Origin of the sequence: Rhodocaloribacter litoris (genome assembly GCF_011682235.2) — a bacterium.
Taxonomy (GTDB): domain Bacteria; phylum Bacteroidota; class Rhodothermia; order Rhodothermales; family ISCAR-4553; genus Rhodocaloribacter; species Rhodocaloribacter litoris.
The window spans coordinates 763,671-782,724 of record NZ_CP076718.1; the positions used below are offsets into that span (position 1 = coordinate 763,671).

General features: G+C 67.8%; 14 protein-coding genes. 2 read left to right on the forward strand and 12 right to left on the reverse strand.

From position 1 onward, the window contains the following. Window positions 1-38 precede the first annotated feature (38 nt). From GQ464_RS03155 to GQ464_RS03200, 10 genes are all read right to left on the reverse strand, one after another. Window positions 39-899: an SCO family protein gene (locus GQ464_RS03155; protein ID WP_228350549.1), complete on the reverse strand. Its 861-nt coding sequence runs from the start codon at window positions 897-899 to the stop codon at window positions 39-41. A gap of 44 nt (window positions 900-943) precedes the next feature. After that, window positions 944-1,705, reverse strand: a complete 762-nt coding sequence (locus tag GQ464_RS03160) for a fibronectin type III domain-containing protein (protein ID WP_166976343.1) — start codon at window positions 1,703-1,705, stop codon at window positions 944-946. A gap of 125 nt (window positions 1,706-1,830) precedes the next feature. Further along, complete coding sequence (locus GQ464_RS03165; RefSeq protein ID WP_166976340.1) at window positions 1,831-3,090, reverse strand: hypothetical protein; 1,260 nt, start codon at window positions 3,088-3,090, stop codon at window positions 1,831-1,833. Between the two features lie 45 nt (window positions 3,091-3,135). After that, window positions 3,136-3,771 carry a c-type cytochrome gene (locus GQ464_RS03170; protein WP_166976337.1) on the reverse strand — a complete coding sequence of 212 codons (636 nt, stop codon included), beginning with the start codon at window positions 3,769-3,771 and terminating at the stop codon, window positions 3,136-3,138. 38 nt (window positions 3,772-3,809) lie between these two features. Continuing rightward, window positions 3,810-4,457 (reverse strand): DUF3341 domain-containing protein, encoded by a 648-nt coding sequence (locus tag GQ464_RS03175; protein ID WP_166976334.1) that lies wholly within the window; start codon window positions 4,455-4,457, stop codon window positions 3,810-3,812. A gap of 89 nt (window positions 4,458-4,546) precedes the next feature. Beyond that, a complete protein-coding gene (gene nrfD / locus GQ464_RS03180; RefSeq protein ID WP_166976331.1) occupies window positions 4,547-6,019 on the reverse strand; it encodes an NrfD/PsrC family molybdoenzyme membrane anchor subunit in 1,473 nt (490 codons plus the stop codon). 30 nt (window positions 6,020-6,049) lie between these two features. After that, entirely contained in the window at window positions 6,050-9,169 is a 3,120-nt protein-coding gene (locus GQ464_RS03185; protein WP_166976328.1) for a TAT-variant-translocated molybdopterin oxidoreductase, read from the reverse strand. A gap of 85 nt (window positions 9,170-9,254) precedes the next feature. Then, window positions 9,255-9,902, reverse strand: a complete 648-nt coding sequence (locus GQ464_RS03190) for a cytochrome c3 family protein (protein WP_166976325.1) — start codon at window positions 9,900-9,902, stop codon at window positions 9,255-9,257. 190 nt (window positions 9,903-10,092) lie between these two features. Next, window positions 10,093-11,385, reverse strand: a complete 1,293-nt coding sequence (purD, locus tag GQ464_RS03195; RefSeq protein WP_166976322.1) for a phosphoribosylamine--glycine ligase — start codon at window positions 11,383-11,385, stop codon at window positions 10,093-10,095. A gap of 114 nt (window positions 11,386-11,499) precedes the next feature. Further along, window positions 11,500-12,042, reverse strand: a complete 543-nt coding sequence (locus GQ464_RS03200; protein ID WP_166976319.1) for a gamma carbonic anhydrase family protein — start codon at window positions 12,040-12,042, stop codon at window positions 11,500-11,502. A gap of 197 nt (window positions 12,043-12,239) precedes the next feature. On the opposite strand from GQ464_RS03200, the gene GQ464_RS03205 reads away from it, so the two are divergent. Next, window positions 12,240-13,433, forward strand: a complete 1,194-nt coding sequence (locus GQ464_RS03205) for a hypothetical protein (RefSeq protein WP_166976316.1) — start codon at window positions 12,240-12,242, stop codon at window positions 13,431-13,433. 333 nt (window positions 13,434-13,766) lie between these two features. Here GQ464_RS03205 and mutS read toward each other — a convergent pair whose 3' ends face one another. Both mutS and GQ464_RS03215 read right to left on the reverse strand, forming a co-directional pair. Next, window positions 13,767-16,448 carry a DNA mismatch repair protein MutS gene (gene mutS, locus GQ464_RS03210; protein ID WP_228350551.1) on the reverse strand — a complete coding sequence of 894 codons (2,682 nt, stop codon included), beginning with the start codon at window positions 16,446-16,448 and terminating at the stop codon, window positions 13,767-13,769. Between the two features lie 68 nt (window positions 16,449-16,516). Next, on the reverse strand, window positions 16,517-18,040 hold the full coding sequence (locus tag GQ464_RS03215; protein ID WP_166976313.1) for a bifunctional metallophosphatase/5'-nucleotidase: 1,524 nt from the start codon (window positions 18,038-18,040) through the stop codon (window positions 16,517-16,519). Window positions 18,041-18,179: 139 nt separating this feature from the next. Between GQ464_RS03215 and GQ464_RS03220 the strand changes: the two genes are divergently transcribed. Continuing rightward, window positions 18,180-19,037: a sulfurtransferase gene (locus tag GQ464_RS03220; RefSeq protein WP_228350552.1), complete on the forward strand. Its 858-nt coding sequence runs from the start codon at window positions 18,180-18,182 to the stop codon at window positions 19,035-19,037. The last annotated feature ends 17 nt before the right edge of the window (window positions 19,038-19,054 follow it).

Below are 19,054 nucleotides of genomic sequence, written 5' to 3' on the forward strand. Positions count from 1 at the left end.
GGTTTTGGCGGTCAAAGGGTCCGTCAGCCCGGGCCGGGTCATCGGACGTATGCGTGTTCGCCCGGCCCACCCGCTTCGGCCTGATGCAGGCGGGCCCGCTCGCGTCGCCAGAAGACGAACAGCATCAGCGCCAGCACAACGACCGTCAGCAGGCCGCCGAGCTTCATCAGGTTGACGGCATGTGGTACATACGAGTTGGCTTCCGGATCGTACCGGAAGCAGTAGAGCAGCACCCGGTCCAGGGTGGTGCCCACCTTCCCTTCGGAGGCCTCGACGAGCGCCTTGCGCACGTCGGCCGCCGGATAGTCCATCCCGTGCAGGTAGCGGGTGATCTTGCCGTCACCGCCGAGCAGGATCAGGGCGGTCGGATGGGCATACTCGCCCGCTTCCTCTACCCACTTGAAGGAGAAGCCGACGGCGGCGGCCAGGGCCCGGATGTTCTCCTCGGTGCCGGTGAGGAAGTGCCACCCGCGGGCGGCTTCCGGCCGGCCCAGCGCCGAGAGGTAACGCGCCTTCGCCCGGGCGGCCAGGTCCGGCGTCTCGCCGGCGGCAAAGCTGACCGTGAGCACTTCGAACTGCTCGCCCGGCGTCCACGTCATCTGCCTCAGGGTCTGCGTAAAGCGGTCGAGCACGAGGCTGCAGAGCATCGGGCAGTCGAAGTAGACCAGGTTCAGGGCCACGGGCCGCTCACCGCCCAGGTAGTCGCCCAGCCGTACTTCGGCGCCGGTCTCGTCGAGGAAGGTGAGGCCGGCGGGGACGTGTTCGCCCAGGCGTTCCTCGATGCCGACGCCTTCGAAGGCCGGCGGCAGGTCGCCGGCCCGCTGCGCGGCGGCCGGAGCGGCCAGCACCACCCAGCCGCACAGGACCCAGGCCCACACTATGCGTCGAACATCCATCATCTGCACCTGCACGCAAACGGGTGCCCGTCCGGCCCGGCGGTGGTTCAGGGTTGCGGCAGCAGCATGAGCTCGGGCGTGTAGGCGAGCTGCCGCCCGCGGGCCTCCCGAACGACCAGCTCCATGGCCCGGTCGATGGGAATGCGGTAGACCCCCGCCCCGGCGTCGATCACCTCATACTGCGTCAGTTTCGCGGCGGCGGCCGCCTCGTACTCGCGGAGCGCCGGGTAGCCCGAAAGGGTCGTCGCCTCGGCCAGCGTCTCCTGGTAGACCAGGTTCGTCCACTGGAAGACGATGACCACGGCAAGGGCCACCAGCACGGCCAGCACCAGGATCGCCTTCAGCAGGATGCCGGCATCCACGTCCTCGGGCTCCACCCCGGCCTCGACGGCGGCGGCAAACGCCTCCGTATCCTTCAGCGTCACGAGCCCGCCCAGGGGGCCGGCGCGTTCGGCCAGGTCCGGTGCGAAGAGATGCCGGGCCGCCTGTTCGGGTGTGCCGGCAGTGAAACTCTCGACGGACTCCCCCTCGCTCCAGCCGGCTTCATTCCGGGTCAGCACACGCCAGTAATAGAGCCGGTCGTCGGCCTCGAACCGGTCCTTGACCGTCACCTCGGTGGCCGTTCCCACCTCGGTCTCATAGACGAGGTTCGTGAAGCCGGGGTCGGTGGCGACTTCCAGGCGATAGCGCGTAGCGCCCTCGACGGGCTTCCACCGGAACGTCACCGCCCGGCCGTCGACGACGGCCGCCTCGCGTGGCGCGAGCAACACCGGCGACCAGGGTACCGTTCGCTTGGTCTGTTCTGGCATCGTTCTATCCCTTCACGGCGGAGGATAGCAACGCACCACTCCCCCACCGGATCGTTTTTCCGCATGAAAGCGGCATGAAAACCAGGTTTTGCGTGTCTGTCCGGTCCGGACGTGCCCTTCCGGGCCTATGCATTCACGAACTCGATCGACCTGGCCAGGTAGGGATCGCGCTCGGGGACCAGGCTGTGGCGGCTGAGGCGGTAGAAGCACAGGCCGAAGGTGAGCGCAAAGAGCCCGAGCCAGCAGGTGAAGTCCAGCCAGTGGAAGCCGGCCTGTTCGGGGTGCAGCACGGGCATGGCGATCCAGTGGTAGTCGAACCAGTGCAGCACGAGCACCCAGACGCTCATGAAGGCCATCAGGGCGGGGATGCGCTTGGCCGTGCGCGAGATCAGCGCCCAGAACGGGATGACGAAGTGACCGAAGAGCAGCACCGCACTGTGCGCCTCCCAGCCGTGCTCCAGCCGGTGCCGGTACCAGACGGTCTCCTCCGGCAGGTTGCCGTACCAGATGAGCATGTACTGGCTGAAGGCGATATAGGCCCAGAAGACGGTGAAGCCGAACATGAACTTGCCCAGGTCGTGGTAGTGCTCGGCCGTGACGGTGCGGCCCAGCATCCCGCCGCGCTGCAGCAGAATCGCCGACAGGGTGATGAAGGCGAAGGCGGCCAGGAAGGCCCCGCCGAAGAAGTAAACCCCGAAGATGGTGGAGAACCAGTGGGGGTCCAGCGACATGAGCAGGTCATAGCTGGCGAAGGCGGTGGTGACGGCCATCAGGGCCAGCCCCCAGGCGCTGGTCTTGCGTTGCAGCGCCGGAATCTCCGGGTCGCCGGTGACGTCCTGCCGGATCGACCGCGTGTAGAGCCGGTAGGCGACGAGCGTCCAGACGGCGAAGTAGAAGACCAGCCTTCCGATGAAGAAGGGCACGTTCAGGTAGGGCGCCTTGCCGGCCAGCACCGGATCGTACGCCGGGCTTTCCGGGTCGATCAGCTCGTGATGCGTCCAGTGGAAGAGGTCGTGCATCCCGATCAGGATGGGGATTGCGAGCAGGGCCAGGATCGGGAAGGCCCACGTCAGCGCCTCGGGGATGCGGCGGACCACGACGCTCCACCGCGCCTTCGTCAGGTGCTGGATGACGACGAAGTACAGGGCGCCGAGCGCCAGCGAGACGCAGAAGACCCAGCCGACCAGGTAGGAGAAATAGAACTGTCGGGGATCGACCGCCCAGCCGACGAGGCTGACGACGAGCAACGCCGCGCCGATGAGCACCGGCACCAGCCACCAGCGCATGTCGCCGGTGAACCGGAAGGCCGCGCCGGTGGCTTCCGTGGGCTGAAGCGGGTCGGCCAGCCACGTCAGAGGAGAGCTTCGTCTAACCGTTTTCGCCATTGCTGGATGCTGTTGGGTGAAACGCCGCGCGGGAAGCGGGGCGGGTCAGGGTCGTTGCCGGAGGCGGGTGAGCACGTCCTGGGGCACGTCGCCCTCGGCCGCATGCTGGCTGCGCTGCAGGGCACGGAGGTAGGCCGTGATGGCCCAGCGGTCGGCCACGGGGATCTGGGCGGCATAGCTCGGCATGGTCCGGATGCCGTTGGTGATCGCATCGAAGAAGTAGCCGTCGGCCACGGTGCGCAGGTAGTCGGTGTGGAAGGTGGGCGCCGGCACCATGCCGTAGCCGCCCGTCGAGATCGGCCCCTGGCCGTCTCCGGCCAGGCCGTGACACGGCGCACAGTAGATGTTGTAGCGGGCGCGCCCGCGCAGCACCAGCTCACGCGTGATAGGCACGGGCATCACCGTCACCAGGGTTCCGTCGGCCTCGCGGCCTTCGTAGAAACGGCTGTCCTCGCGCAGGAACCCGCGCGCCACGGTGCCCGGCACCGGTGGCCGCATGGCCCGGCCGTCCGCGAAGAAGGCATTGGCTTCCTGGGCCTCGAACCGCTCCTGGAAGTCCATGTTCGGGTTGATGTGGATCGGCGGTTTTTCCGAGATCGTCCCGCGGCAGCCGGCCAGCACGAAGCCGGCGAGCACCAGACCGAGGGCCGCGTGTAGACGCAGCGTCGCAAGGCTTTTCATATCGGCGTTCATCGTGGGCATACGCACGCAATCGGGGCTCAGGCTTCGGCGTGTTCGGCGACGGCGCGGGCCGGACCGGGTTCCTCTCCGGCATGGCCGTGGTCCTCGATCACCCGCACATAGAGGGCGCCGAGTTCGCGCAGGAGCTGCTTCGTACGCTCCAGGTCGAAGTGCCGGTCGCTGGCCGCGATGTGGAGGAAGAAGGCGTCGTCCGTCACGCGGGCGAAGTTTTCCGCATAGAACAGCGGGTTGTAGGGACGGGGCAGGCCGTTGAGCGCCAGCATCCCGCCAACGGCCGAGAGCGCGGCGAACAGGATCGTCAGTTCGAACATGATGGGCACGGACGGCTCGACGGCGAAGAACGGCTTGCCGCTGATGTTGAGCGGGTAGTCGACGCCGCCCGTCCACCACTGCAGCCACGTCGCCAGGGCCAGGCCGGTCAGCCCGCCGCCCAGGGCGATATAGCCGACCTTCGAGTTGCCCAGCCCCATGGCCCGGTCCATGCCGTGGATCGGGAAGGGAGAGTGGGCGTCGAAATGGGTGTAGCCGGCCGCCCGTACCCGCTCGGCGGCGTGCAGCAGCGCACCGGGGTCCGAGAACTCGGCCAGCAGGCCGTAGACCCGGTCCCGCCGGGGCTCATAGATCCCCATCGAGGCCTTGACCTGGCGAATCAGCTCTTTCAACATGGCGGTCTCGTTATCCGTGGTACGTAGCTCGTAATGCGTAGTGCGTAAAGGAGCCGTCTGACGTCGCCATACGCCCTACGAAATACGCCCTACGCTTTTCCTGTATGCTTTCCGGCCTTCACCTCGTGGGCGGCGCCGTGCCCGTCGCCGCCGTGCTCGTAAAAGTGCGGGTCGGCCTGCGGCATGACCATCTTCACCTCGGCGATGGCCACCATCGGCACGAAGCGGAGGAAGATCAGGAACAGGGTGAAGAACAGGCCGAACGACCCGATGAACGTGGCCACGTCGACGACCGTCGGGACGTAGTAGTCCCACGACGAGGGCAGATAGTCGCGGTGGAGTGAGGTCACGACGATCACGAAGCGCTCGAACCACATCCCGATGTTGACGAAGATCGAGACGACGAACATGAAGGCCACATTGCGGCGCAGCTTCTTGATCCAGAAGAACTGCGGGAAGAGCAGGTTGCACGACATCATGATCCAGTAGGCCCAGGCATAGGGACCGGTGGCGCGGTTGATGAAGGCGTACTGCTCGTAGGGCACACCCGAATACCAGGCGATGAAAAACTCGGTGATGTAGGCAAAGCCCACCATCGTCCCCGTGAGCAAGATGATGATGTTCATCTTCTCCAGGTGGTTGATGGTGATGATGTTCTCCATGTTGTAGACCTTGCGGGCGATCACCATGAGCGTCATCACCATGCCGAAGCCGGAGAAGATGGCCCCGGCGACGAAGTAGGGCGGGAAGATGGTGGTGTGCCAGCCCGGGATGATGGAGACGGCGAAGTCGAACGACACGACCGAGTGCACCGAGAGCACCAGCGGCGTGGCCAGGGCGGCCAGCAGCAGGTAGGCCTTCTCGTAGTTGCGCCAGTGCCGGTTGGCGCCGCTCCAGCCGAGCGAGAAGAAGGCGAGCACCTTCTGCCGGAGCTTCTTCGTCGCGGGCGTGCGGTCGCGCAGTGTGGCCAGGTCCGGGATGAGCCCCACGTACCAGAAGACGAGCGAGACGGTGAAATAGACCGAGACGGCGAACACGTCCCAGAGCAGCGGGCTCTTGAACTGGGGCCACATCTCCATCTGGTTCGGGATGGGCAGCGTCCAGTAGATGGCCCAGACGCGCCCGACGTGGATCGTCGGGAAGAGCAGGGCGCAGATGACGGCGAAGAGGGTCATGGCCTCGGCCGAGCGGTTGATGGCCGTGCGCCACTGCTGCCGGAACAGGTAGAGGATGGCCGAGATGAGCGTCCCGGCGTGACCGATACCGACCCAGAAGACGAAGTTGACGATGGCGTAGCCCCAGCCCACCGGGTTGTTCAGCCCCCAGACGCCGACGCCGTTCCAGAACAGGTAGGCGACCGAGAGCAGCAGGATCATCAACCCGATGTTGGCGAGGGAGAAGGCGCCGTACCAGGCCAGCGGCGTCTTCTTCTCCGTGTGCACCGCCACCATCTCGGTGACCTCGTGGAACGACAGGTTGCCGGCCACGAGGGGCGGGTCGTCATGATACCCGTCGCCGGCATGGGCGACGGTCTTCGCTGTAGTTGCCGTGCTCACAGACATCGCGGTTTGGTTGGTAGGAGGGGGTTGCCCTCAGACCTCTGCCGAAAGCCGGGGGTTGGGGTTGGTGACGCGCGCCAGGTACGAGGTACGCGGCTTGACGGCCAGCTCGGCCAGCAATTCGTAGCGGCGGTGGCTGGCCCGCGCCTGGTTCACCCGGCTGTTCGGATCGTTGAGGTCGCCGAAGGTGATGGCCTGCGCCGGGCATGCCTGCTGGCACGCCGTGAGCACCTCGCCGTCGCGGATGGGACGGTTCTCCAGGTTGGTCCGCTTGTTGGCCTCGCGGATGCGCTGGATGCAGTAGGAGCACTTCTCCATCACACCGCGCGAGCGCACCGTCACGTTCGGGTTCTGCGTCATCCGCACCTGCACCGGCAGCGTCTTGGTCCAGTTGTAATAGTTGAACCGGCGCACCTTGTAGGGACAGTTGTTGGCGCAGTAGCGCGTGCCGATGCAGCGGTTGTAGATCATCTGGTTGGTGCCGTCGGGCGAGTGCACCGTGGCCGCCACCGGGCAGACCGACTCGCACGGGGCGTTCTCGCAGTGCATGCACGGCACCGGCTGCATCACCATGCGGGCCTCGTCCACGTTGTCGTCGTCGCTGACGAAGTAGCGGTCCAGGCGGATCCAGTGCATCTCGCGCCCGCGGGCCACCTCCTCCTTGCCGACGACCTGAATGTTGTTCTCGGCCTGGCAGGCCACCACACAGGCGTTACAGCCGGTGCAGGCCTGCAGGTCGATGACCATCGCCCACTGGTTCTTGTAGTAGGGATTGTCCTTGGCGGCCTCCTGACGGCTGGGATGGTTTTCCTCCCAGAGCGCCGGATAATCCTCCCACGGCTCCCGGATAGGCCTGGGTTCATCCTCCCGGACGAACGCGGGGTTGGCGCGGTACTCCTCGAGCGTCGCCATGCGGAAGATGTTGCGGCGACGCACCTGCTCCATTTCCTCGGGCAGCGCGCCGTGGTCCTGCGTGGAGGCGACCATGTGCTCCCCGTCCGCCTTTTCGACCTGCACGCCGACGGCCACCTGCCGGGCCTGCGTCGTGCGCAGCGGGGCCACGTTGACGCCGACGCCCGTGGCCACGGCCCCGTGCCCGTAGACGTCGGTGTAGTCGTCCAGGTCGAAGAAGTTGGTCTTGCGCTCGGGCCGGTTCGAGCGGATCGTGCGGCCGTAGCCGAGCGTCAGGCCGATGGAGTTGTCCGCATAGCCGGGCTGCACCCACACGGGCGCCTCGATGCTGTTGCCGCCGGCGGTGATCCGGATGCGGTCTGCGAAATGCTTGCCGCCGACGAGGCGGGTACGCACCCCCAGGCGCTCGGCCGTGGCCGGGCTCATCACCGCCACGTTGTCCCACGTGACCTTCGTCGTGGGATCGGGCAGCTCCTGCATCCAGGCGTTGTTGGCGAAGCTGCCGTCGAGCACCTTCGGGTCGAGGCGGAAGACCACCTCGATGTCGTCCGCCCCGACGGCGGGCACCGCATAGCCCGCCGGAACCGCCGCTGCGGCCGTCACGGCGGCGTACCCGCTGCCCGGCAGGAAGCCGTCGTGCAGCACGCGCCGCCAGGCCGGCTCGAAATCGCCCGGAAGCAGCCCGCGCCACTGCTCGCGGACGAGGTCGTAGCCGGACTGGTCGAGGCCGGTGGCGAACGTGTTGAGGACCTCGAGGTCGGAGTGGGCGTCGTCGTAGAGGGGCGCGATGAGCGGCTGCACGACGGCCATCGTACCGTCGTAGGCCCGGCCGTCGCCCCACGCCTCCAGGTAGTGAGCGCGCGGCACGTGCCAGCGACAGGCCGCCGCCGTCTCGTCGACGTGCAGCCCGACGTGGATCGTCTCGGGAACGCGGGCGAGCGCACCGGCGAAGTCGAGGTCGGCCGGGGCGTCGTAGACGGGGTTGCACCCGAGAATCAGCAGGGCATCCACGTTGCCGGCCTGCATCTCCCCGACCAGCTCCTCGAAGGCCAGGTCGTCGGCCGGTGCCCCGGTGTCGAAGAGCTGCACGGCCCGTCCGAGGCTGCCCAGGGCGCTGTTGATGGCCGCGCACAGGGCATGCACCGCCGGCGGCTGCGTCTCACCGGCCAGGACGACGCCCTCCGCCCCCGCCTGCCGGAGATCCCGGGCCATCTCGACCACGTAGGGATGATCGGCGAAGGCAGCCCCGGCCGTTCCGACGTCGAGGCCGAGACGGGCGGCCAGGGCTGCGGCCAAGGCCGGAATCTCGCTCGAGCGCAGGCGCAGGCGGTTGTCGGCCATGCCCCCGGTGATCGAATAACCGCTCTCGACGACATAGAGACGGCTCATCTCCTCGCGCCCGTCCACCCGGCGTCCCGCGGCGAAGGAGCGGGTGTTGTGGAGCATGTCCCGGTCGGCCGGGCCGAGAAAGTCGGCGTCGAGGCTGACGATGGTGCGGGCGCGGGCGAAGTCGTAGCGGGCACGCACCGGGCGCCCGAAGGCCTGCTGCAGCCCGCGCGCCCCGGGATCCTCGTCGTAGGTCACCCAGAGGAGCCGGCCGTACGCACCGGCCAGGCGCTGCCGGAGCGCGGCCATCGTCATGGACGAGGAGGCCTCGGCCAGCACGGCCACCCGCTTCGAGCCGGCCCCGACCAGAAAGCGCTCACAGAAGTCGACGAAGGCCCGCCAGTTGCTCGGATCCCCGCCCCGCAGGACCTGCTGCGAGCGGTCGGGGTCGTAGAGGTTCAGGATGGAAGCCTGCTCGAAAACCCCCGTCGTCCCCCGGCTTTCCGGATGCTCGGGATTGCCCTCGATCTTCGTCGGGCGCCCGTCGTGGCTTTCGACGAGCAGGGGCCGGAGCACCCCGCGAAAGGGCATCGACGTGGCATACTGCATCGGAATGCCGGGGATCATCTCCTCCGGCTTGCGCGCGAACGGCATGATGTGCTGCACGGGACGACGGCACGCCGTCAGCCCGGCCAGCGCCATCGAGGCCCCCATGAGCTGGAGGAACTGCCGCCGGGAGGCGCCGGAGGGCAGCTCGCTCGCCCCCGGCATGAACTCGTGCTGCGCGATCCGCTCAAACTCCGGATCGCCGTGAAGATGGTCCAGGCTACGCCAGAACCGGGGCCGCGCCGGACGTGCAGACGCCCGCTGCTCCTGACGCGGCATCTCAGCATCGAGGATGGGAAGTTCGATCATGGGCAAAACGGAAAGGGCTTCAGGTCACAAGCGCCGCGTTTCAAGTCGATCCGAACAGGAAACCCGAAACGTGCAACCCGAAACTTTAGTAGTGGCACGCAGAGCAATTCGTGGGGGGCTCGATGTGCTCGACCCGGATGCGCTCCATGTTGCGCTGGACGAAGTCGGCCGGCTGGACGTAGCCCATCGTGGTGATCTCGTCGTTGGGCCGGAGGTAAAGTTCCGGTTGCCGGTGGCACTCCAGGCACCACCCCATCGACAACGGCTCGGCCTGGAAGACGACCTCCATCTGATCGACCCGTCCATGACACGTCTCACACCCGACACCGTTGTTCACGTGCACGGCGTGGCTGAAGTTGGCATAGTCGGGCAGGTTGTGCACCTTCACCCAGGGAATCGGATCGCCGGTGGCCCAGCTCTCGCGCACGGGCAAAAGCTTCAGGGACTCGGTCCGGACCTGGCTATGGCAGTTCATGCACGTCTGCGTCGGCGGCACGTTCGAATGGTCGGCCACCTCCACCCAGTTGTGGCAATACTGGCAGTCGATCCCCAGTTGCCCGGCATGCAGGCGGTGGCTGTAGGGCACGGGCTGCTCCGGCGCATAGCCCACGTCGGTATACTCCGGGGAGAAGTAATACCAGACGAAGAAGATCAGAAACACCCCGCCGAAGAGCGCCCCGGCCAGCGACAGGTGGGGCAAGGCGTTGGCTTTTTTCGGGAAAATCTGCGGCATACGATCGCGTGGGAGAGCGACGTTGGACAGAGGCGAAAAGCACGGATGACGGCAAACCTAACCATTTATCGGCGGTGAAGCGAGAGCATTAGGTTGAATTTAGCGAAAAAGGACCGTTTTCACCCCCTCTTGAAAACGGTTTAAAGCTAAGCAACACACGCCGCTTCACCCCGGCACGAGGCTCCGGGACTTACCCCTGGCGCAGCCGCAGGAGTCCCTTCCGCCCGATGTCGCGCCGGTAGTATTTGCCTTCGAACCGGATCAGTCCGGCCCCCCGGTAGGCTTTCTCGAGTGCACCGGCGAGGTCGGGAGCCAGGGCGGTCACGGCCAGCACCCGCCCGCCGGCGGTGACCACGGCCCCGTCCTTCCGCCGCCGGGTGCCGGCGTGCAGGACAAGGACGTCGTCGAGGGCGCCGGCCTCGTCCAGGCCTTCGATGACGAAGCCCTTCTGATAGGTCCCCGGATAGCCCTGCGAGGCCAGCACCACACAGGCGGCGGCGGCGGGACGCAGGGCCACGTTCACCTCCCGGAGCCGTCCCCGGGCCAGCCGGTCGAAGAGGACGGCCAGGTCGCCCGCCAGCAGCGGGATCACCACCTGCGCCTCCGGATCTCCGAGGCGACAGTTATACTCGACCACCTTCGGGCCGTCTTCGGTGATCATGAGCCCCACGTAGAGGATCCCCCGGTACGGGTGCCCTTCCGCCGCCATCCCCCGGAGCGTCGGCTCGACGATCTCCCGCCGCACCCGTGCCAGCACCGCCTCCGTGACGACGGGGGCCGGCGCGTAGGCCCCCATGCCGCCGGTGTTCGGCCCGGTATCACCTTCTCCGATCCGCTTGTGATCCTGCGCGGGTGCCAGCAGCACATAGTCGGTGCCATCGGTGAGGGCAAAGACGCTGGCCTCCTCCCCCTGCATGTATTCCTCGATGACCACCTCGTCGCCGGCCGCGCCGAAGCGTCCCTCGCGCAGCATCGCGTCGAGGGCGGCGCGGGCCTCCGGGCGCGTCGAGCACACCACCGCCCCCTTGCCGGCGGCCAGCCCGCTGGCCTTCACCACGACGGGCGCCCCCACGGCGTCCAGGTAAGCGACGGCCGCGTCGTAGTCCCGGGCGGTGAAGGTGCGATGCGCCGCCGTGGGGATGCCGTGCCGCTGCATGAAGGCCTTGGCGAACGCCTTGCTCCCTTCGAGCCGCGCCGCGGCGGCCGTCGGACCGACGACGGGCACCCCCGCCGCCTCCAACCGGTCGACGAGGCCGGCCACCAGCGGCTGTTCCGGCCCCACCACCACCAGATCGACCCGGCGCTCCCGGGCCAGGGCCAGCAGGCCGTCGAGGTCGTCCGCTGCCACGGGTACGTTCTCCCCCAGCGTTTCCGTCCCCGCATTGCCGGGGGCGATGTACAGTTCGGGTCGCTCCGGGCTCTGCGCCAGGCCCCAGGCCAGGGCGTGCTCACGCCCGCCGCTTCCCACGATCAGGATGCGCATGAATCTGGTCTTTCGGGTTGAGGATGACTCCTCGCAGGTCGGAAGACCGCAGGTCTCATCCGGGTTTCACGAGCCGGGCCGGCTGGAGTTATCCGCTCACCCCCACCGTCCCCCTCACCGCTCGTAGAACGGGTTGGTCTCCGGCCGGGCTTCGCCACGGTAGATGGCACTGTAGTGAAGGTAATTCCGGGCAAAGGTGCGGATCTGCTCGACCTCCTCGTCGGTCAGTTCACGCACGACGCGGGCCGGGCTGCCGAGCACGAGCGAACGCGGCGGGATCCGCGTCCCCTGCGTCACCAGCGCCCGCGCCCCGACGATGCTGTCGCGCCCGATGACGCAGTGATCGAGCAGGACGGCCCCCATGCCCACAAGCACATTGTCCTCGACGGTGCAACCGTGCACGACGGCGCTGTGTCCCACGGTGACGCCCTCTCCGATGTCGGTCGGTGCCACGCCCTTCGTGACATGGACCACCGCGTTGTCCTGAATGTTCGACGCGGCGCCGATGCGGATCCAGTTGACGTCTCCCCGCACGGTGGCGTTGAACCACACACTGGCCCCCTTCCCCAGCGTCACATCGCCGATGACCTCGGCCGAGGGCGCGATGTAGTTGGTTTCATCATAAACCGGCGTGACCCCGAGAAAAGCACGCACCATGACGACGACCTCCGGTTTTCCGGAAAAATTTCCGACAGGGTGCCAGAAGATACGGCTTTCCACAGGATGCGTGGCCCGGCCTTATGCCAATAAACCGCGAAACGGGCGGCACCCCGGCGGCGCTTCGTGTAACCAACCCGGCAGGTTGCCCGTTAAACGCATGCTCCCCTTCCCTTCACACCGTCTTCACCGGGGCCATGAAACGCTGCTACGTCCTCCCGCTCGTCCTGCTGCTGCCGGTGCTGTCCCCGGCCCAGTCGATCCAGGATCGCCTCTACGGCACCGTCACCACCCGCGACGGTGAGGTCTTCGAAGGACTCATCCGGTGGGACAAAAACGAGGTGAGCTGGGTGGACCTGCTCGACGGCTCGAAGCGACTCACCGGAGATGAGCGACCGGACCGGTCCATCCGCATCTTCGGCATCCGGATCGACATGGGGAATGCCGACCAGGCACGCCAGTCGGGCCTCCGGTTCGGCCACCTTCGTTCCCTCGAAAACACCGGAAGCGACCGGGCGCTGCTCACACTCCGCTCGGGCAAAGAAGTGGAGTTGCGGGGCGGCTCCACCGACATCGGCCACGAAAACCGTGGCATCCTCGTCGAAGACGAGCGGGCCGGCCTCGTCGAACTCCGCTGGCGTGACCTGGAACGGGTCGACTTTGCCCCGACGCCCCGACGCCTCACCTCCCGCTTCGGCGAACGGCTCTACGGCACCCTCACCACCCGCAACGGCCTCACCTTCACCGGCTACATCTGCTGGGACGTCGACGAGGTCCTAACCACCGACGAACTCGACGGCCGCGACGAGCACCGCCGGCGCCGCAGCATCCCCTTCGGGGACATCGCCGAGATTGCCCGCGAAAGCAGCCGCAGTGCCCGTGTGCGCCTCAAGAACGGCGAGGTGCTCGTCCTCGGCGGGACCAACGACGTCAACGACGACAACCGCGACATCCTGGTGCTCGACCCCGGCCTCGGCCAGGTGCGTATCCCCTGGAACGCCTTCGACCGCCTGCGCTTCGAATCACCCGGCCGGGGCATCACCTACATGGACTTCCCGTCCACCGGCCCGCTCTACGGCACCCTCACCACCCGCAACGGCGACAAGTTCACCGGCTATATCCGGTGGGACGACGACGAGACCGAAACCTGGGAGATGCTCAACGGCGAGGCGGACGACGTCGGCTTCGCCATCGAATTCGGCCTCATCCGCGAGATCGAACGCCGCTCCTCCCGCGCCGCCCGCGTCACCCTCCGCGACGGGCGCACTTTCGAACTGCGCGGCTCGAACGACGTCAACAGCGACAACAACGGCATCATCGTCCGCCTCGCCTCGGGCGACGTCAAGATCATCGACTGGCCCGACTTCAACCGGCTCGTGCTGGAGAAATGATCGGGATGAGGATGAGGCGCGGCAGATGGTATCACGGTATAGCATTGGTCCATGCTATTGAGCATTGGTCCATGCTATTGAAGGCGTCATGGTGAAGAGCGATGTAGCCGCACCCTTCACGGGTGCGCACCTGGCGCCACAGAAGAGCCCGGGCTAAAGCCCGCGACTACACGTGGACCGTTATCTCCCTGACCTTTATGCATCCCCCCGGCGAGCCGTTTCAGTTATGGTGCAGAGCGATGTAGCCGCACCCTTCACGGGTGCGCTCCTCTGGCCGCCGGCGTGCCCGGGCTAAAGCCCGCGGCTACACGTGGACCGTTATCTCCCTGACCTTTATGCATCCCCCCCGGCGAGCCGTTTTAGTTCGGCCAGCTGGAGCAGGGCCTCGATGGGCGTGAGGCGGTTCGGGTCGAGCGCCAGGAGGCGGTCGCGCAGTTCGAGCAGTTTCGGGTCCGGCTCGGGGGCGAAGAGCGACATCTGGAACGCCCCGCCCTCGACGGCCGGGACGGGTGCCGGACGCCGGACGGCCACGCCATCCCCGCCGGACCGCTCCCCGCCCTCGATCACGAGGTGCTGGCTTTCGAGGTGGTGCAGGATCTCCTTCGCCCGCCGGATGACCGGCTCCGGCAGCCCGGCCATGCGCGCCACCTCGATGCCATAGGAATGATCCGCCCCGCCGGGCACGAGCTTGCGCAGAAAGATGACCTTGCCCTCGTGCTCCTGCACCTGGATGCGGAAGTTACGCACCCGGGGGTAGCGGTCCGCAAGTTCGTTGAGTTCGTGGTAATGCGTGGCAAAAAGGGTCCGCGCCGCGACGTGCGGGTTCTCGTGGAGGTACTCGACGAGCGCCCAGGCGATGGAGAGGCCGTCGAAGGTGGAGGTGCCGCGCCCGACCTCGTCGAGCAGGATGAGCGACCGGGGCGTGGCGTTGTTCAGGATATTGGCCGTCTCGTTCATCTCGACGAGGAACGTGCTCTCGCCGGCGGCCAGGTTGTCGGAGGCCCCCACGCGGGTGAAGATGCGGTCCACGATGCCCACCCGGGCGCGACGGGCCGGCACGAACGATCCGATCTGGGCCAGGAGCACGATCAGCCCCACCTGGCGCAGCACCACGCTCTTCCCGGCCATGTTCGGCCCGGTGATGATGAGGATCTGCTCGGACGCCGGGTCGAGGCGGATGCTGTTCGGGATGAAGGGCTCGCCCGCCGGCAACGTCCGCTCGACGACGGGATGGCGGGCGTCCTCGAGGTCGAGGTCCGTCCCCTCGTGCACGTCGGGGCGGGTGTAGTCATACCGCTCGGCCACCTCGGCCAGGGCGCAGAAGCAGTCGAGCAGGGCCAGGAGCGTGGCGTTGCGCTGCAGGTCCGGCGTGGCCTCGGCCACCGCCAGGCGCAGCGCGTTGAACAGCTCCGCCTCCAGGTTGACGATCTTCTCCTCCGCCGTGAGGATCTTCTCCTCGTACTCCTTCAGCGCCGGCGTGATGTACCGCTCCGCGTTGACGAGCGTCTGCTTGCGGATGTAGTCGTCCGGCACCTTGTCTTTGTGGGCATTGGTGATCTCCAGGTAGTAGCCGAAGACTTTGTTGAAGCCCACTTTTAGCGACGGGATGCCGGTGCGCTCGGCCTCCTGCTTCTGCATGCGGGCGACCCAGTCCTTGCCCGAGGAGGCGATCCGGCGGAGTTCGTCGAGTTCCTCGTGATAGCCGGTGCGAATGACCCCGCCGTCTTTGAGGGTGGCAGGCGGATCATCGACGAGGGCGGCCTCGATGCGGTCGACGACGTCCTGGCAGAGGGTCAGCCCCTCGGCCAGCTTGCGGAGCGTGGGGCACCGCTCATCGGCCAGGAGCGTCTTCAACGACGGAACCTGGCGGAGCGTCAGCTTCAGGAGGTGGAGGTCGCGCGGGGTGGCGCGGCCCGTACAGACTTTCGCCGCCAGCCGCTCCAGATCCCCCACCTGGCGCAGTTCCTCCCGCAGGTTTTCCCGCAGCCTGGGTGCTTTGAACAGGGCCTCCACGGCGTCGAGGCGCCGCTGGATCTGCTCGACGCTGCGGAGCGGGCGCACGAGCCATTTGCGCAGCAGGCGCGCCCCCATGGCCGTGAGCGTCTCATCGAGGATATGGACGAGCGTACCCTCACGCCCTTCTCCCTGCAAGGGTGCCACCAGTTCGAGGTTGCGCTTCGTCTGCGGATCAAGCGCCATGTAATCGTCCCCGGCGTAGCGCGTGATCCGGCGGATGTGGGGCAGGCGTCCCTTCTGCGTCTCGCCGAGGTAATGGAGCGCCGCCCCGGCCGCCACGAGACCCGTCCGCAGGTCGTCCACGCCGAAGCCCTTGAGCGAGTGCGTCTTGAAGTGGCGGAGCAGGGTCTCATAGGCGAAATCGAAGCCGAAGACCCAGTCCTCCAGCGGCGTCAGGACGAACGACGCCCCGCGCACGCCCTGAAGCCGTTTCTGAAACCCTTTCTCGACGAGCACCTCAGCCGGACCGATCGTCTCGAACAGGCTCTCCAGATGGGCGGCCTCCACCTCGGTGACGCTGAACTCGCCCGTCGTCGCATCGATGAAGGCGAAGCCGACGACGTCCTCACGGCCCCGTTCGCGCCCGAAGTGGACGGCCGCCAGGTAATGCGCCTGCCGGGGGTTGACGAGCTGATCGTGGAAGGCAACGCCGGGCGTCACCACCTCGACGACGTCGCGCTTGACGACCTTGCGGGCGTACTTGGGGTCTTCGAGCTGTTCGCAGATGGCCACACGGTACCCGGCCCGCACGAGCTTCGGGAGGTAGTTGTCGAGCGCGTGGTGCGGGAAGCCGGCCAGCGGCACATCGGCGGCCTGCCCGTTGGCTCGCTTCGTGAGCGTGATCCCCAGCACCCGGCTCACCGTGTGGGCATCCTCGTCAAACGTCTCGTAGAAGTCGCCCATCCGAAACAGCAGGATCGCGTTCGGATGACGGTCCTTGATCTTGTAATACTGCCGCATCAGCGGCGTCTGCCCGGTGTCCTTCTTCTTACGCCCCATGCTCGCTTCCCTGTGGCGGTGCAGTCTGCGGTGTTTCCTCCAGGTTAACCCTTCGCTGCCCGGAACGTTCAACGCCCGGCGCGACCATACCGGCGGCGGAGTTCGTCGATGACAGCCGTCCGAACGTCGCCGTTCCGGCGGACGAGTTCAACCCCGGGCGCACCGATGGCGAAGAAATCGAGCCCTTTTTCACGACCGGAGGCCAGGTAGTCGCCCGTGGCGATGCGGTAGGTGTGATCCGGGCGGATCGGCTCGCCGCCGAGGCGCCAGCGCCCGTCCGCGTCCCGGCTCAGGTTGGCCGTCTGCAGGAAGCCGCCGGAGCCCCGGTTAGCCAGGCCCTGATCGAGCACACGGGCGAGGACGTCGCCCCGGACGCGCACCGTGAGGACGTCGCCGCCGAAGGGCAGGATGCGGATCACGTCGTACTGCGTGACCGGTCCGGGTGGCACGACGTCGTCGATGCGGATGGAGCCGCTGTTGAAGACGGCGGCATCCGCCCCCTCGGCGGCGTGGAGCATGGCCCCGGCGATGAGATCCGTCAGGCCCGTGGGGTGGTTACGCACGCTGGCCTCGCGCCCGTCGAGCGGCACGGGCACCTCGGCCACCACCTCCTCGGGCGCAAAGCCGCCCGCGCGGAAAGCGGCGAACGCCCGTTCCGTCCAGCGCCGCACCTCGGCGGCCGTCTCCGGGTCGTCGGGGATCGCGTCCGTCACCGGCACGAACCGGCTCTCGACGCGCACCCGGCCCGTCGCCGGGTCGACGTGGAGGTCGTGCACGAAGACCGAGCGAGCGTTGGCATCGGCCTTCACGACGGGCGTGTCGTCCGGACCCCGGCGCAGGTGGTAGTTCTCGTGCTCGTGCCCGCCCAGGATCAGGTCGATCTCGGGAAAGGCGACGGCCAGCGCGGCATCCTGCTCGAGCGTCAGGTGGGTCAGCGCCACGATCACGTCGGCGCGGCTGCGCAGGTCGTCGAGCGCCCTCCGCACCGACGCCTCCACGTCCTCGTACGTCACGTAGTCCTTCTGCGTGGCCGGGAGCGTAGCCCCGGTGAAGCCCACGCGCACGGTGCGCCCGGCTGCGTCGGTGGCGGTCCACACGTGCGTATCCTGCACGCCGGGGAAGGGTCGCCCGAGTGAATCGCGGACGTTGGCCGAGACCCACGTGAAGCGCGACTCGGCCAGGCGTTCGTAGAAGGCTTCGGCGCCGAGGTCGAACTCGTGGTTGCCGAAGGTGGCCAGATCCAGGCCGAGTGTGTTCAGGACGGCCACCATCTGCCGCCCGTCGAGGCGCCGGCCGTCCACGCGCGCCGTGCCCATGGCCGAGGGGCTGAAGAAGTCGCCGGCCATGACCGTGAGCGTGTTCGGGTTGGCCTCCCGGAGCCGCTTCCGGAGCATGGCCACCCGGGCGAGCCCGCCCCGTGTCCCGCCCTCGACGGGCGCAATCTCGTACACGTCGTTCATCTGGAGGATCGTGACGGAGACGTCTTCCGGCCCCGCCGCGCCATGTTCGACGGCCCGCCCCGTGCCCCCGCACCCGGCCAGCCAGAGCAGCGCCACGAAACCCAGCCACCACCCCGCTCGCATTCGTACCATCGCATCCGCTATTTTGGGATCATACACTCCCCGGAAGATACACAAACGCCGCCTCGATCGCCGCCACGGATCGCAGGATCCCGGCCGTGAAACGGGATCTGGAACGAATAACTCTGTCCCTTCAGTCCCTTTGAACGCCATGCCCTACACCACGCTGATTGCCCCGGAGGACCTGTTACCCCGCCTGGAGGACCCCGGCTGGGCAGTCCTCGACTGCCGCTTCTCGCTCCAGGACCCGGAGCGCGGGCGACGGGCGTACCGGGAGGCCCACATCCCGGGCGCCGTCTATGCCCACCTGGACGACGATCTCTCGGGACCGGTCGTGCCGGGCCGGACCGGACGGCACCCCTGGCCCGATCCCGATGCGCTCGCCGCCACCCTCTCCGCTTTCGGCATCGACGAGACGGTGCAGGTCGTCGCCTACGACGATGCCGGCGGCGCGATCGCGGCGCGGCTGTGGGGGCTCCTGACCTGGCTCGGCCACGACGCCGTCGCCGTGCTCGACGGCGGCTGGCCCGCCTGGCAACGCGCCGGCTACCCCGTGCGCGGCGGTGAGGAGCGGCGCCCCCCGCGGCGGTTCGTCCCCCGCCCCCGGCCCGGGCTGCTCGTGACGGCCGGCGACGTCGAGCGCGTGCGGCAGGACCCGGCCTGGCGGCTGCTCGACGCCCGCGCACCCGAGCGCTTCCGCGGCGAGCACGAGCCCATCGACCCGGTGGCCGGTCACATCCCCGGAGCCGTGTCCGCCCCCTTCGCCGGCAACCTGGACGACGGCGGCCGCTTCCTCCCGCCGGAGACGCTCCGGGCGCGGTACGCGGCGCTCCTCGGGGAGGTGCCCCCGGAGCGGGTCGTCTGCTACTGCGGCTCGGGCGTGACGGCCAACCACGTCCGCCTGGCGATGGCCCACGCCGGCCTCGGCCTGCCCCGCCTCTACCCCGGCTCGTGGAGCGAGTGGATCACCGACCCCGCCCGCCCCGTCGCACGGGAAGCGACCCCATGACGGGACGCTGCCGGCCC